Source organism: Bacillus alkalicellulosilyticus, assembly GCF_002019795.1.
In the GTDB taxonomy this organism is placed as follows: Bacteria; Bacillota; Bacilli; order Bacillales; family Bacillaceae_F; genus Bacillus_AO; species Bacillus_AO alkalicellulosilyticum.
This window is the reverse complement of the sequence record NZ_KV917381.1, coordinates 774,818-788,478: the sequence shown is the minus strand read 5'-3', so window position 1 is coordinate 788,478 and position 13,661 is coordinate 774,818. Positions and strand designations below refer to the sequence as shown.

Genomic DNA, 13,661 nt, shown 5'->3' with positions numbered 1-13,661 from the left:
GAACCCCTCTTTCTAAACTATTTTAACTCTTTGGAAAAACGAACCATATCCCTACACTGTATGCCATTCTCAACTATTTCTTCATCGTAGTGTCTAATAAAGAAATCTTTATCAATGCCCGTTATTCGAAAGCCACATTTTTGATATAGGGCCAGTTGTCCTATGCTTGAATTTCCAGTACCAACTTCCATTGTTTTATATTCTTTTTCTTTTGCTGTACCAATGGCATGTTGTATTAACATTGAACCGATGCCTTTTCCTTGATGCTTTACTGCAACTGCAAGATTCACCAGTTCTACTGTGTTAGGTCTTGTAGGCAGTAGCACATACACTCCCATATCGTGGTTATCAATTGTAGCAATAAAACAGTGGCCTCTGTTTACATACTCTTCTACTAGTTTTCTAGAGGGGTCAGCTGATAACAACAACTCCATTGGAGGTTTTTCATCTTTAGCTAGTGCTCTAATATCCATCACGGTCTCCTTTCATATTTACGTAGTTAGTTACATAACGCTACTCTCAAAAAAGCAACGAATCTCGAAACTTCCTCTGTTTCTACTTTTGTTACTCTATACGTTGAAGATGTTGGTGGAGTAATTTTATCTGGCTTAATTTCCGTTAGCTTATTCATTGCGAGTTCATTTTTAACCACTGTATACGGTAAATAAGAGATTCCAAGTCCTTCTTCTATGAACCGTTTTGTCACTTCAATTTGATTGACTTTCATCGTTCGGATCGTTGGATAGTGCCTTTTAATATCTTGTAAAAGCTCGTCCCAATAATCTGGATGGTTGTGCGTGATCAATCGATACTTGTTGATTAATAAGTGTTCATCATGTTCAGTATCTCTACATTCTGGTGGACCGACTAGTATTACGGGGTCCTCGTGTACCCGTTCAATGTTTACATTGGTTTGTGGTGGAAGAATCCTTGTTAATCCTATGTCTGCTTGACCTGTGCTGACCTCTTCTCCGATGTCATAAGATTGTATGACATTAATCATGACTTCTATAGATGGATTTTCAATAATGAATTGTCGTACTAATGAAGGGAGAAATGAAGATGCAATTTGTGGTGCCGTAGCTATCGTCAGCTTGCGATTATACCCTTGCTTCCAAGCTTCAAACTGTTCCATTCCCTGCTCGTACTGTCGTAAAAGTTTTTTCGCATAAGCAAGATAAGTGTGGCCTGCAGGCGTAAGCACCACCTTGTTCCCAATTCTTTCAAACAGTTCAATCGCAAGCGCTTCTTCTAACCTTCTAATATGTTTTGTGACAGCTGGTTGGGTTAGAAAAAGTTCTTCTGATGCTTTACGGAAATTCTCAAACTTAGCTGTAACTACGAACGTTTTAACCCATTTCATCTCCAAATCCTTCACCTCCATAATAACGGTCCGTTATTAAAAATCGTTTTTTTCGTTAATATCACTTATCACTTTTCTCCATTATACTTTAATTAACAAATATATACAGTAGGGAGAGCGAAGAAATGAATCTAAATCAAAGTACTAAAGATAAGTGGGACGCTCAGTTATATGACGGCAAGCATTCGTTTGTATCAAAACACGGGAATTCTGTCGTTGAATTATTAAACCCCAAAAAAGGAGAAAGAATACTTGATTTGGGCTGTGGAACCGGAGATTTAGCGAATGCATTATTTGAGCGTGGTGTCGATGTTGTAGGTGTTGACCACTCGGCAAGAATGGTGAATCAAGCAATCGATAAATATCCTCATATCCGATTTATTGTTCAGGATGCAACCAAACTAGAATTTCAAAGTGAATTTGATGCGGTCTTCTCGAATGCTACCCTTCATTGGGTAAAGCCACCTTTAAAAGCATTACAAGGGATCTATCAAAGTTTGAAACCAGGTGGAAGGTTTGTTGCGGAATTTGGAGGCAAAGGCAACATTGAAACATTATCAAATGAAATTAGAAATCAAATAGAAGAGGCAGGTTTTGATTTTACAAAGGAACAATTCCCTTGGTATTTTCCAAGTATCGCTGAGTATACAAATTTAATGGAAATGATAGGATTTAAAGTCGCATTTGCTCAACACTTTGAAAGACCCACTCGATTAGAAGGTGAGAATGGGTTGAGAAACTGGATTGAGATGTTTGGCAGTCAACTATTCGAAGGAATTCCCGAAGAACGTAAAAAGGATATCATTTTGAAAGTTGAAAAAAACGTAAAGGACACCCTTTATCAAGATGGGAATTGGTTTGCTGATTATAAAAGAATTCGTGTGATTGGGTTGAAACAGTCTTAATTGTCCTAAACACAAACAGAAAAAATATACGCCTACCGTATTGTTCTAATTCGGTAGGCGTTTTTATTGAATTGAGTTGTTTCTCGATAGTACACTTTATATATCGTCCGTCACTCGAACTCATCAATTAAAAGAGAAACTGCAGTGGTGACGTGCCTAATCTATATAAAAGGGAGAGATTTTTTGACTAATGGACAGGAGCTTTCAATAAGAGGAACAGTTAGTTTAGAAGATTTTATAAAGTATAATACACATCACTTAAAAAAATTTACTTATTCTTATTTTTTCTTCAGTTTTTTCGTTTTTTGGTTGATGGCGCTTCTTTTAGAGTTTCTTATGCCTGACAATTTATTATTTACTATTCCAAAAGCTGTACTGGCACTAATTTTTTCACTAATACTCATTTATGGTGTTAAAAAAATTCTCAAAAAACGAGTCATTAAAGAGTATGAAAGCGATCAACGTATTAAAAATGAAATAAGTTACGTGATTCATCGCGAAGGTATTATTCAACAACTAAAAAGGTCAAATAACCATTATGATTGGACTGACCTCCACTTTGCAGCAGAATACGAAGAGATGTTTCTTTTATATATATCAAAACAAAAGGCGATAGTCTTGCCAAAAAGATTTTTTGAATCACATGATGATATTTCTTTATTTAAGGAACTGATTTCTAAAAATATAGAGACAAGTAAAATTAAAATTAAGTGAGTTAGTGCCTGTCAGACATAACGAGGCCGAGACAAAAGAACAACCTTTTGTCCCGGCCCTTTACCTATTTCAATTTCTATTATATACACAACACACTGCAACTTCTTCACTTACTCTTCATTTTCAACGATATGTTTTAGCATAGACAACTTGTTATTCCAAAATTGTTCGTAATACGCAAGCCACTGTTTTACTTCAGTTAGCGGTTCTGGATGCAGTTGATAAATTTTTTCTCTGCCTACCTTTTTTCCAGTTACGAGCCCTGCTTCTGAAAGGATATGAAGGTGCTTGGCAATGGCTGTACGACTAATAGGAAAATGTGAGGTGATTTCTGAGATAGCTAATTCATTGTTAGAAAGCAGTCGAAGAACTTCTCTTCTCGTTGGGTCAGCAATCGCTTGAAACACATCATGCTTTGCTGCTTCCACTTATCCCTCAACAACCTTTCGAAGTCCACTATTAACAATCTCAACCCAACCATGATCCATTCGCTCACGAATATCCGAGCTTTTCGCATTTGCTTTTGGTAGAACTGTATCTGCAGATTTCCAGCCACCGTGAATCAATGTAAACTCTGTTTTTTCACCTAAATCCTTTAATAGAAAAGAAACAACCCAGCCATCAGTATCCCAAGAAAATGAAATTTTATTCGGTTTATCTACTTCTAACACTTTGCATGGCGATGGACCAAACGGTGATTGCACGTGAAACTCATGGCCTACTTTAGGTTCAAAATTATTAGGCATAAACCAAGATTCAATTCCTTCAGACGTTGATACCTTGTCCCAAACTTTTTGTATCGGTGCTTCGAATATAACTGTTTGTTTAATGTCGTGTAATGTTTCCATTTTAGATATTCTCCTTTTATGTAATATAAAATAAAACCATTTGGTTTCGCTTTCTCGAGAATACAACACCTTTTGGTTTTATGTCAACCACAATCCTAACATCACAATAAAATATTTTAGTAAATGATCCTATAATAAGGCCAAAATTCCCCTCGTTATAATAACCTATATTTTTTCTTTTATTCCTTTTTGGTAGTGTTTATTCAAAGTAATAATTAATATTTTTGTTGTCTTTTATAATCATTGTTTTCATCTTTTCTTTTTGAACCATTTCTAGTATCTTTGGTTTGCTTTCTTTTTCAAAGGTTTTGTTCCACTTAAACATGTTGAGAAATATCTTAAATGTTGGGGTATAGTTAGCTTCTTCTACTCTTAGCACTTGTCGAATATATCTTTTGATAATCCTTCCTATCCTCACAGCATTTGGCGTATCCAAAAATATAATTAAATCTGCCCGCTCAAAACTAGGTCGTACCCACTCGTGATTGTGGGCACCCTCTATTATCCAACTTTCCGTCTCGACAATTTGTTTTAGATATGTATCTCGGTCTTCCTCCGATCTTCTGATATCCCCCGACTTATGCCTTTCCCATACCACATTATCTAGTTCATAGTATGGAATGTTATATCTCTTTGATAATGTTTTCGCTAAGGTTGTTTTGCCACTGCCAACTGAACCAATGATATGAATCCGGTTTGGAATAGCTTGTTTCATACTGTACACCAACCTCCTGATTAGTCTTCTTACTAAAAAGCGTTCCTGCTATTGCAGAAACGCCTTGTTGTTGTTTTTTGCTCACTGTCAAATGAAGATAGTGATAATACCGAGAGTACATCCTATTCCCGCTAAAGTGATAGATATCTTTAACTTCGTGCTAGATGCTTTTATCCATTCGTTTGAAAGAGTCGTTCCTATTTTAAGTTTCTTAGCATCATTCTTAACTTTTAATATAAGTAGGGCCGAGATAAGTATCAGTAATCCTGATAGAATGGATATAAACAACTCCAATCTCTCACTTCCTTTTCATTTATTTAGTTGGATTCATAGAGTTGCTAGCTTCATTCCAAGCGTTATAAAACTCTTTAACTGTTCCATACCTATTTTCCCGATTTTCTTCAACCGCTTTTAAGGCGACTTCATACAGTTCATGACCAGCATCCCATTTTGAAAGGGAACGGTCCAATTCACCACCCAGTAATACGAAGGCCATTGCTCCAAGCGTAAAAACATTTGTCTTGGAATCTATTGGTGCACCTAATTCATATTCTTCTGGTGATTTCAGGCGAGTCGAACCCCAAAAATCCTTGCCTATATCATTGATTGCAGGTGCCATACGATAAAAATCAATATCACATAATTTGAGTTTGTCATTGTGAAAATCGTATAGGATACTTCCATCGTATAAGTCTACGGCGACATAATTTTGCGATTCAACATATGCATGAAACGAAAGAATTGCATCTAAGACGTGTAAACGTTTTTCCACATCTAATTGTTTAAAGCGATAAAAAGGAGATTTTGGATTTGTATATTTCGCTTTCCCGCCAAAGGTCCAATGCGAATGCAAGCATTCCCCTTCAAACCATTCAAAAACGAGAGCATACCCCTTTTCTGTTGGAAAGTGGTTTACTAGTTTAATGACATGCGGGTGTTCTAAGGCTTGGTATACTGGCACAGCGTTTATCAAACTTTGTATAGCCTCGCTCGGGTTACCTGTAAAATGAACTGGTTTGGCTCCTGCATATTTAACAAAGTACTTTTGCTTATCACGTTGAACACCGAAGCTTACGTTTCCTGAATCTTGTTGGTCGAATACACAAAACACTTCTCCAAGTTCTTGTAACCAATCGAAATTCTGCATTTGCTGTAATTGAAAAATCACTCTATCCTTGGTTATTGAAACCACATTTGTGTGTTGAAAGTTTCCCATCTATTAATCCTCCTGAGTTGTAAGTAGGGATCACGTAGTTTATTGGGGTTGATACGCTTTCCCTTTTTTAGCTTTTCCCCCATTTGTAGTTGTTTTCAAATTCATAGAACAACGCCTCCTATCCTACTGCTTATAGAAAATTATACCATTTTATTGTAGGCAATATATAAAAAAGCGCTAATCTCTTTAGACTAACGCCCCTTCATCTCTATGATACTTTTTTGTATAGTGACAATTTCCAATTTCCTTATCAGGCTTAAAATCTCCAAAGTTGATTCATCATAAAACCACATCATTTAATGGTCGTCTAGGACTTAGGTGTGTTTCTTTTACCGGGTAACCCATTCTAAACAATTGAATTCCATTCCATGAAGCATCTCCTGTAAGATTTTTCAACTCTTTTCCAAATTGTTCAGGTGCCTTTATCTCTATCTCACGGTCAGCAATCTCATTTATTTGACTAAGAGGTTGCATTCCTAACCCAAGACTGGTTCCGTATAGGTGAATTCTTTGCCATGCCCTTCCCGCTCTAGCACGTTGTATATTATCACTTGAGTCTTTTATCGAAAGTAATCCGTAAGCTGATGCTGTTGCTGTTTGAACATCCTTTGTTGCAGATAACCAAAACTGGTCATTCTTTTCTCGTGACAATGGGGGAAGTATTTTTCCTACTGCACGGATGAAAAACGAGCCGCCTTGAGCATCTAAGGTGATACCATCACGTTGCTCCTGTATTTCTTTCCAATTGTCCTTGAACCATTTATTGCTATCAATACTCATTTCCTCATCAGCAATAATTGCTTCTGTCGCACGTACGATACAGTCTCCAATTTTTTGTATATCTTCAGTTGAAGAGAACCAAGAAATACGTACTTTTTTCTCGTCAATGATTAAACTCTCGATTTCTGTAAAGACAGTTTTGGGAATGGAGCGTGATGTATCATACTTACCTCGGTGTGTATGTCTAAGGGGAATGAAGTTATACAGTGGGGACTCGTATCTTTCACCTTGCTTAAGATTTATGCGAGCAATGCAGTAAGGTTCTAGAATAGTAGGTTTATAATGTAATTGAGCTTGATATCCATGTGTAGTTGCAGATAACATTAGATTTTCTATAGCACAGCCTAGACCTATGAACATTTCTCTTCTAAAAGGGTCGATTGAACCAAGGTTTCGGCTCTCATCAGCATAAATTTCTATGTAAGAATCAGTTACTTTAAATAGCCAAGGTTGGGTGTTGTGAGGGTTTGATGCAAGAATTGCGTCCTTTACTAAAGCTAGTGGTGTTGATTTCAAGGTATCATTATGAATATTCCAAGGTTCATAGGCTGGGCCTTTTCCCGTACTAAAGACTCCTTGGTCAATCGCTCTCCACGTTAATCCTCCCCAAGATAGGACTAGAAAAGTAGCTCCAGCTTTCTTTAAAAAGCTCCTTCTGCTTATTTTTTCTTGTTCTCGTTTGGTTTCCATTATCGTTCCTCCACTATATAAGGTTTAATAACCATCATCATAAGCTCGATTCCTTGTTCGATGTTTTCCTCTGATACCACTTCCCCACTCGTTTCAAGAAAGGCAAGCCAATAGTTACTAATCATCCAACTAATCTTTAGTAGAGCACCTACTAACTGTTGGTCTTCGGGAATACGAAGAACACCTGCTTTGATAAAATATTGAAAAAAGACTTGTTGTTCAGTCATACGTTGTTTTTGAACAGATTGATGTCTTTCTTTTAACAATGGGTCCACTTTCATTAAGACAATAAGTTCACGATAAAAAAAGCGGTATTTCCACTCTAGTTGAAAGGTGGTTCTTATGATTTTCTTTAAGTCTTCTATGGTTGGTTCCCAAGGTAAAGCTGGCGCTTGCCAAACCACATCCCACTCTCGAATCATCTTTTCAAAAATCGCTCTTATGATTTCTTCTTTATTTTGATAATGGTAATATAAGTTCCCAGTGCTAATCCCGAGCTCTTTAGCTATATGATTTGTTGAAACTGAACTAGTGCCTTCATGATTAAACAACTCAATGGCTACATCTAAAATTCTATCCTTCGTATTTTTCATCAAATCTTCCTCCAAACCCAAATAGAGTAAATACTCTAAATTCAAGATTAGAGTATTTACTCTATTTTGTCAATGTGGAATACTACTGAAACACTAGCCATTAACTAACGGGATTTTTAAAGGTGTAAACAAACTATTCACAAACGAAAACGCATGCGATTTCACACAAGAAATCACATACGTTTCTTTATTTTTATATTAAGCTTTATTCTCAAATAACCTTAAAATTACATACCAAGTGACTACCCCATTCACATGGATGAAAAATATTTATTTCCACTCATCTGATTTATGTGCGATTTAGTACGTGAATTTGTAGTTAGGCATTTGGATATTTATGTTAAAATATAAATAGAAGAATTATGGTGTTTGTGAATAATGTACATAAACGAAACGAAGCAGTTTAGTGGAACATGTGGTAAGAAATATTCGAGAAAAAAAGAGGTGATTTTAATTGGATGCAATAGGAATAATTCTCGTGATAATTTTATCTTTATGGTCGATTACTAAGACCTTGGAAAAACTCACAGACAAAATTTTAACAAGCCAAAACAAGCAGACTGAGCTACTAGAAGAAATAAAAGCAAGACTTGATGATAAGGTTGATAAATAAGGGTATTCAGTTAACGGAAGCGTTTCTGCAATAGGAACGCTTTTTAATTAACAAGCAGGTTAATCTAAGATGGTTTTTTAACTTTTAGTAACAATCTCTAATTTATAAGAGGAAGTGTTTCTATGAAAAAACTTATTTTGTTCTTAGCTACTTCATTACTGGTAGGTACAATGATTGCTTGTACTTCTGATACAACTAATGAAAATGAAGGTGATCCAGTAGAAGCAGGTCAAGAAGAGGTTCAAGTAAATACAAATGAAGTTGTTTATCAAATTCCAAATAATAGTTGGGAGTTGTCGTCAATATTTGAACATTCCATTGTAGATGAAAATGGTAAAGAAGTTCCTTATTCGATTACTGGAAATGTAGAAACGTTAGGTTTTACAGGTCCAAATCCAATTGTGTCAGATGAAAACCAAAAATATTTTTGGTTTTATTTTGGACAAGAGGACATTTATGATAAGCCAGTTGAAGTAAAAGCGGTAAAAGAAGGTACAGAAGAACTTGTTGATTTGCATTCAGGGTCGTTTTATGAAGGTGCTGAAGCAAGTGCTGATAGCGTCAATATGCCATCTCATTTGGAGTTTCCATCAGCAGGATTGTGGAAGATACTTGTTTATATTGATGGTGAATTTTATGAAAGCATTGTAGTAGAAGTAGTTTAGAGAATGATGAGACAAATGTTAAAAGAATTGAAAGGTCTTATTCAAGTAACGGAAGCATTGATAAAAAGAATAGTGAAAGGGTGAAATAATTGGTTTGGTTTTTTATACAATTGGGGATTGCCATTACTTTTCTTTTGTTTTCTACATTTGCAAGTTGGTATGAAGGTAGTGGTATTTTAGATAATCCGTGGGAATGGAAATATTCAACACCATTTTCTCAAGTATTATATGGAAATGTACAAAATACTAATCAAATATCGCAACTTGACCATTTTGTATACGCTGCGAAGTTTCAACCAACTTTTCCACTCATTATGCTAATCAGTGGATTGTATTTGCTAATCCTTATTGGCTACCAGCTATTTAAAAACCAAAAAAAACGATTTGTTTATTTTCTATCTTTATTAGCTGGAGCCTTGTTTATACTTAGCTATTTAGTTGTTAATTCTCCAACAATAGGTGGTCAAGTCTTCTTCTATTTCGGTTTAACAAGTGGTATTTTATGTATCACAGGAGCTGTTATTATTTATTTTATGGTAACTAAGCGTAATGTAAAAGAAGTACTAGGTTAGGCTATGGAAGAGGTCTAACGGTATATCAGGTATTCCACTAACGGAGGCGATAGCTGAATAAAGGATATCGTCTTTCTCTTATTGAAAGAGCAGAAGAGTTGAATATGAAGATAGGAGAGGTACTACTTGAAATACTTTTTATATGACTTACATTTAGCTCAAAATATGGATAATATCAGTGAAGAAGAATTTAACCGCAATGATAGACAATGGTTACAAAATGTTACTGATTATCAAGAAATATTCAAAACTCTATCTAACAGATTACCCCACGATGTTTTTGAACATTTTAACTCCTGGGGGTTTCACGACTATCGTTTAGTAAAGATGGAAATAGAACATGAAAGTCTTCTTCATTTAAGCGTTCATTTCACGATTTCAAGTGATGTTGAAAATAAGGAAAATGAGAAGTTATGGGTGTTGCGTTTTAATAATGTCTCTTTTTATAATTACCATCACTTTAATTATGATAATGATAAAAGCGTTTTTCACAGAGAGATAGACGATTGGTTATATCAAGAATTTCTACCGATTGACCAATCAAAAATATCATTTGAAGTCTTATTTTCATCAGGTGGAAATGTGTTATTACACTTCTCAAACAAATCAGTATCAATTAAAAGAGTAAAATAAACACTTTTCCTTATTGCATTAACGGAGGTATCTTTTAAACCATCTACCACATTTATTAGGATTTACTTTCCAACCATTATGAACACCTATATACCATTCAATTACCTTTTGTAAATAATTAAATCGAATGATATTATCTAGCATATATTTAGCAACATATATTTCATCCCGCCACAAACTTTTTGCAACATATGTTGTATCCCACCAAAACTCGTTCATTATTGCACGATATTCGTCCTCAGTAGGTTTTTTAGTTACAAACGCAGAATAAGAAGGAGGTTTTATATCTTCTGTGAGATTATCTTTATCAAGGAGAACTAGATAACCATTCTCATATTCTTGAGGGATTTGAGGTTTATTCGTAAGTTTCCTTACTGACTCATTTGTCGATATTTGAAAATCTATCTTAATACCATCCTCATAAAGTACAAGGCGTGTAAGCCATCCATCATTTTCAGTTGCTATCAAAGGGGCAAAAGTAATTACTTCACCGAAATGTTCCATCCATTTATCACTGGTCAAAAAGAACTCTAAATCCTTTACAAATAATTCAATGTCATAATCACTAAACACATCTTTAATAGCATTTGGATTTGCACGAGAACTTGTTACAATGATAGTTCGGATTTCTCCGTTTTTTTCTCCCCACTCAAGTAACTGAGCGAACATTTCTTCTTGTTTTCTCACTTTTTATCACCCTTAAATAACACAACGTTTTTAAATTTTTTCTTACGTTAATCTGCATCTATACATCAATAAGGAATTATCAGCAAGTTTCTCTGATAATTGAAAATGACCTTATAAATTAAACTTTTCTGAAATTATCTTAGCTACTTCCACAGCACTCAACTTAGTATTGTTAATTCTTATATAATTTTCTTTTTTTATTTCTCCCTCGATGGAGTTCAATCTATATTTTTTCATTGTCTCCTTTAGTTCATTTTCTGACCAATCAATGTTTCTTTTTGTAGGCTTGTGTTCAAGTCGGTGTGGACTTTTATTTCTTTCAAGTCTCTCGTGAAGGTCGGCTTCTAATTCAACAAAATAAATACTTGCACCGTTCGATTCAAAAATATCACATACCTTGTCTACATAGTCCCAATCATCTTGTTGGTCAAATGCCCATACATAAGTAAATATCAAGCCTTCCTGTTCACTTTTAGCGACTGCCTTAAATATTTCCTCCCTAAATAGATTTGATAATCTCCACATTTCTGGACTAAAACTAAAATATGGTTCAAGTAATTCGATGGTCATATGATTGTGAAACAATTTCAATCTCGTTATCTTTTCTAATTCTTGTCCTACTGTCATTTTACCAACGGCTTGTGGGCCAAATATAAGAACAAATTTCATAAATATCCTCCACCTATCATATCTATTAATCCTGAAGCGACAGCCCTGTTTTGCTCATCATGCTTCCACTAGTTTATTAAGATATACTACAACTTCAGTTTTAAACCTTCATGTGTTGCTTGGAACCCTATACTTTCATAAAATCTTAAAGCATCTGGTCTTTTTTTATCAGTTGTTAGTTGTACTAAATGACAACCACGTTCTTCTGCACGTTGTATTGCCCATCTTATAAGCTTAGTTCCTACACCCTTACCTCTTACAGAAGCGGATGTTCTAACTCCTTCAATAGTTGCTCTCCACCCACCTTGATGTGTTATATATGGAGTAAAAGTAATTTGTTGTACCCCAACCACTTCATGTTGGTCATAAGCCACTATTAACTCGTTATTAGGGTCATTTTTAATAGCCTCAAATGCTTTGATGTAACTATTAGGAAGCGGATGTTCATACCGCTCACGCTTACTTCCCAAGACATCATCAGCTAGCATTGCAACAATAGCACTTAAGTCTTTTTCAGTAGCCATCCTAAATTTTATATCTGTCCCCATTAATATTCCCCCTTTATATCGCAAACGTTAGCTTTATACTCAGTTATTCAATGTACTTCTCTCTTTTAATGAAAGCACGATTGCAATTATAAATAAAATTACAGAAATCAAAATACTTGTTCCCGCAGCAATAGGTGTTATAATTCCTAAAATCAATAGACTAATTCCCAATACAATTAAACTGATAACTATCAAAAGAATTCCTCTCTTTCTCATTCCCTTCTTTATAATTTACGTACAAAGAAGTAATTGCAGTTTATTTTTCACATATTTCCAATCGGTATCAATAAAACTATAGAACACCGAATTTCGGTATGTTCCATCTTTGCGAATCATGTGATTCCTTAAAGTCCCCTCTCTTACCCCACCAATTCGTTCTATTGCTTTTTGAGATCTAATATTTTCTTCATCTGTTTTAAGTTGAACTCGAATAGTTTTGAGGTTCTCAAAACAATACTTTAATAATAAATACTTACATTCTACATTAACTTTCGTCCCCCAGACAGTCGGATTTAACCATGTCCAACCTATCTCTAAGCTTTTGTTATCTTTCGATATATCCATAAACCTTGTACTTCCTATTGCTTTGTTATTTTCTCTAGATATAATAACAAATGGAAATTCTGTTCCAAGTTGTTTTTGATACAATGCTTCCTCTACAATCGATTTCATATCATCAATCGTTTCAATAGTGGTAAAGGGTGAGTGTGCCCAAATAGCTTTATCGTTACCAATTTCGTATAACTCCTGAATATGAATTTTCTCCATTGGTACTAACTTTACAAAATCACCAACCAATTCAGTATGTGTAACGTTCAATTAGAACATCTCCTTATATTTGAGCAATCTCTTGACCTACTAAATTCATATTTTCTATTAGTCTAATATCAGTTTCCATTTATGAAAAACAACTTCTTATTTAAATCTGCTTGTTAGACGAAAAACGTTTCTGTTGTAAATACAGAAACGCATCAGTTCGTTGAAGATTTATGTAGCCTAGTTTCCTTTACCCACTGATAAGTAATCCGTTTGTAAAACCACCGTAACTATTTCCCCATTTTTCTCATACCTTGTTGCTGAACCAAGTATCTCAGACTCCTTCCATCCTGCTAACTTTATATGTAATTGATATAATATAGGAAGTCCATTTGTTTCTTTTACGCCTGCCCAATCGTACTCTTCAATGTTATTATCTTTAATATCCACCAATTTTGCCGACTTAGGTACAGGGAAGTCTTCATGTACACTGGATGTTTTACTGTATGATTGAGTGATAAAAATGAAAAATAAAATCGCAGATGAACAAATAAAAAATAGTATTATTCTTTTTTTAATCAAATCTAAACCCTTCTTCCTATGATTTACTTTCTAGCACTAAAACGGAAGCAACAGCTTTTCATGCTAATGCATCTGATAGTAAAGTTTAATTCTTCACATACTCTATTTTTCA

General features: G+C 34.9%; 19 protein-coding genes. 6 read left to right on the top strand and 13 right to left on the bottom strand.

Going from position 1 to position 13,661, the window contains the following annotated elements; translation table 11 throughout:
• Positions 1-17: 17 nt before the first annotated feature.
• Together BK585_RS04055 and BK585_RS04050 are read right to left on the bottom strand one after the other, a co-directional pair.
• The gene (locus tag BK585_RS04055; protein WP_078552044.1) at positions 18-473 is read right to left on the bottom strand and encodes a GNAT family N-acetyltransferase; all 456 of its coding nucleotides are present in this window, start codon (positions 471-473) and stop codon (positions 18-20) included.
• 26 nt (positions 474-499) lie between these two features.
• Positions 500-1,363, bottom strand: a complete 864-nt coding sequence (locus tag BK585_RS04050) for a LysR family transcriptional regulator (protein WP_245805898.1) — start codon at positions 1,361-1,363, stop codon at positions 500-502.
• Positions 1,364-1,488: 125 nt separating this feature from the next.
• On the opposite strand from BK585_RS04050, the gene BK585_RS04045 reads away from it, so the two are divergent.
• Together BK585_RS04045 and BK585_RS04040 are read left to right on the top strand one after the other, a co-directional pair.
• Positions 1,489-2,268: a class I SAM-dependent methyltransferase gene (locus BK585_RS04045; RefSeq protein ID WP_078552039.1), complete on the top strand. Its 780-nt coding sequence runs from the start codon at positions 1,489-1,491 to the stop codon at positions 2,266-2,268.
• 183 nt (positions 2,269-2,451) lie between these two features.
• The gene (locus BK585_RS04040; RefSeq protein ID WP_078552038.1) at positions 2,452-2,982 is read left to right on the top strand and encodes a YcxB family protein; all 531 of its coding nucleotides are present in this window, start codon (positions 2,452-2,454) and stop codon (positions 2,980-2,982) included.
• A 110-nt stretch (positions 2,983-3,092) separates the two neighbouring features.
• Here BK585_RS04040 and BK585_RS04035 read toward each other — a convergent pair whose 3' ends face one another.
• The 6 genes from BK585_RS04035 to BK585_RS04005 all read right to left on the bottom strand — a co-directional run bounded on the left by BK585_RS04035 (position 3,093) and on the right by BK585_RS04005 (position 7,824).
• Positions 3,093-3,410, bottom strand: a complete 318-nt coding sequence (locus tag BK585_RS04035) for an ArsR/SmtB family transcription factor (RefSeq protein WP_078552036.1) — start codon at positions 3,408-3,410, stop codon at positions 3,093-3,095.
• Positions 3,411-3,830: an SRPBCC family protein gene (locus BK585_RS04030; RefSeq protein WP_419095506.1), complete on the bottom strand. Its 420-nt coding sequence runs from the start codon at positions 3,828-3,830 to the stop codon at positions 3,411-3,413.
• A 199-nt stretch (positions 3,831-4,029) separates the two neighbouring features.
• Complete coding sequence (locus BK585_RS04025; protein WP_078552034.1) at positions 4,030-4,545, bottom strand: AAA family ATPase; 516 nt, start codon at positions 4,543-4,545, stop codon at positions 4,030-4,032.
• A gap of 313 nt (positions 4,546-4,858) precedes the next feature.
• Entirely contained in the window at positions 4,859-5,761 is a 903-nt protein-coding gene (locus tag BK585_RS04015; protein ID WP_078552030.1) for a protein kinase domain-containing protein, read from the bottom strand.
• Positions 5,762-6,040: 279 nt separating this feature from the next.
• A complete protein-coding gene (locus BK585_RS04010) occupies positions 6,041-7,231 on the bottom strand; it encodes a hypothetical protein (RefSeq protein WP_078552028.1) in 1,191 nt (396 codons plus the stop codon).
• Positions 7,231-7,824: a TetR/AcrR family transcriptional regulator gene (locus BK585_RS04005; RefSeq protein WP_078552027.1), complete on the bottom strand. Its 594-nt coding sequence runs from the start codon at positions 7,822-7,824 to the stop codon at positions 7,231-7,233. Before BK585_RS04005 ends, BK585_RS04010 begins: the two co-directional genes overlap by 1 nt.
• A 454-nt stretch (positions 7,825-8,278) precedes the next feature.
• On the opposite strand from BK585_RS04005, the gene BK585_RS23885 reads away from it, so the two are divergent.
• The 4 genes from BK585_RS23885 to BK585_RS03990 all read left to right on the top strand — a co-directional run bounded on the left by BK585_RS23885 (position 8,279) and on the right by BK585_RS03990 (position 10,307).
• Positions 8,279-8,437, top strand: coding sequence for a hypothetical protein (locus tag BK585_RS23885; protein WP_170885465.1), 159 nt, complete (start codon positions 8,279-8,281; stop codon positions 8,435-8,437).
• Positions 8,438-8,559: 122 nt separating this feature from the next.
• Positions 8,560-9,102 carry a hypothetical protein gene (locus tag BK585_RS04000; protein ID WP_078552026.1) on the top strand — a complete coding sequence of 181 codons (543 nt, stop codon included), beginning with the start codon at positions 8,560-8,562 and terminating at the stop codon, positions 9,100-9,102.
• Positions 9,103-9,191: 89 nt separating this feature from the next.
• Positions 9,192-9,674, top strand: a complete 483-nt coding sequence (locus tag BK585_RS03995) for a YjdJ family protein (protein ID WP_078552025.1) — start codon at positions 9,192-9,194, stop codon at positions 9,672-9,674.
• A gap of 126 nt (positions 9,675-9,800) precedes the next feature.
• Complete coding sequence (locus BK585_RS03990) at positions 9,801-10,307, top strand: hypothetical protein (RefSeq protein WP_078552024.1); 507 nt, start codon at positions 9,801-9,803, stop codon at positions 10,305-10,307.
• A gap of 18 nt (positions 10,308-10,325) precedes the next feature.
• On the opposite strand, the gene BK585_RS03985 is transcribed toward BK585_RS03990, so the two are convergent.
• The 5 genes from BK585_RS03985 to BK585_RS03965 form a co-directional block, all read right to left on the bottom strand.
• Complete coding sequence (locus BK585_RS03985; protein ID WP_078552023.1) at positions 10,326-10,994, bottom strand: aminoglycoside 6-adenylyltransferase; 669 nt, start codon at positions 10,992-10,994, stop codon at positions 10,326-10,328.
• A 111-nt stretch (positions 10,995-11,105) separates the two neighbouring features.
• A complete protein-coding gene (locus tag BK585_RS03980) occupies positions 11,106-11,663 on the bottom strand; it encodes an AAA family ATPase (RefSeq protein ID WP_078552022.1) in 558 nt (185 codons plus the stop codon).
• Between the two features lie 86 nt (positions 11,664-11,749).
• The gene (locus tag BK585_RS03975; RefSeq protein WP_078552021.1) at positions 11,750-12,211 is read right to left on the bottom strand and encodes a GNAT family N-acetyltransferase; all 462 of its coding nucleotides are present in this window, start codon (positions 12,209-12,211) and stop codon (positions 11,750-11,752) included.
• Positions 12,212-12,442: 231 nt separating this feature from the next.
• Positions 12,443-13,030 carry a GNAT family N-acetyltransferase gene (locus tag BK585_RS03970; protein ID WP_078552020.1) on the bottom strand — a complete coding sequence of 196 codons (588 nt, stop codon included), beginning with the start codon at positions 13,028-13,030 and terminating at the stop codon, positions 12,443-12,445.
• A 177-nt stretch (positions 13,031-13,207) separates the two neighbouring features.
• The gene (locus tag BK585_RS03965) at positions 13,208-13,549 is read right to left on the bottom strand and encodes a hypothetical protein (protein WP_078552019.1); all 342 of its coding nucleotides are present in this window, start codon (positions 13,547-13,549) and stop codon (positions 13,208-13,210) included.
• Positions 13,550-13,661: the final 112 nt, after the last annotated feature.

Bases quoted from the DNA above. Each gene is read 5' to 3' on its own strand.
- BK585_RS04055 (WP_078552044.1), bottom strand. From the start codon at position 473: ATGGATATTAGAGCACTAGCTAAAGATGAAAAACCTCCAATGGAGTTG.
- BK585_RS04050 (WP_245805898.1), bottom strand. From the start codon at position 1,363: ATGAAATGGGTTAAAACGTTCGTAGTTACAGCTAAGTTTGAGAATTTC.
- BK585_RS04045 (WP_078552039.1), top strand. From the start codon at position 1,489: ATGAATCTAAATCAAAGTACTAAAGATAAGTGGGACGCTCAGTTATAT.
- BK585_RS04030 (WP_419095506.1), bottom strand. From the start codon at position 3,830: ATGGAAACATTACACGACATTAAACAAACAGTTATATTCGAAGCACCG.
- BK585_RS04025 (WP_078552034.1), bottom strand. From the start codon at position 4,545: ATGAAACAAGCTATTCCAAACCGGATTCATATCATTGGTTCAGTTGGC.
- BK585_RS04015 (WP_078552030.1), bottom strand. From the start codon at position 5,761: ATGGGAAACTTTCAACACACAAATGTGGTTTCAATAACCAAGGATAGA.
- BK585_RS04010 (WP_078552028.1), bottom strand. From the start codon at position 7,231: ATGGAAACCAAACGAGAACAAGAAAAAATAAGCAGAAGGAGCTTTTTA.
- BK585_RS04005 (WP_078552027.1), bottom strand. From the start codon at position 7,824: ATGAAAAATACGAAGGATAGAATTTTAGATGTAGCCATTGAGTTGTTT.
- BK585_RS04000 (WP_078552026.1), top strand. From the start codon at position 8,560: ATGAAAAAACTTATTTTGTTCTTAGCTACTTCATTACTGGTAGGTACA.
- BK585_RS03980 (WP_078552022.1), bottom strand. From the start codon at position 11,663: ATGAAATTTGTTCTTATATTTGGCCCACAAGCCGTTGGTAAAATGACA.
- BK585_RS03975 (WP_078552021.1), bottom strand. From the start codon at position 12,211: ATGGGGACAGATATAAAATTTAGGATGGCTACTGAAAAAGACTTAAGT.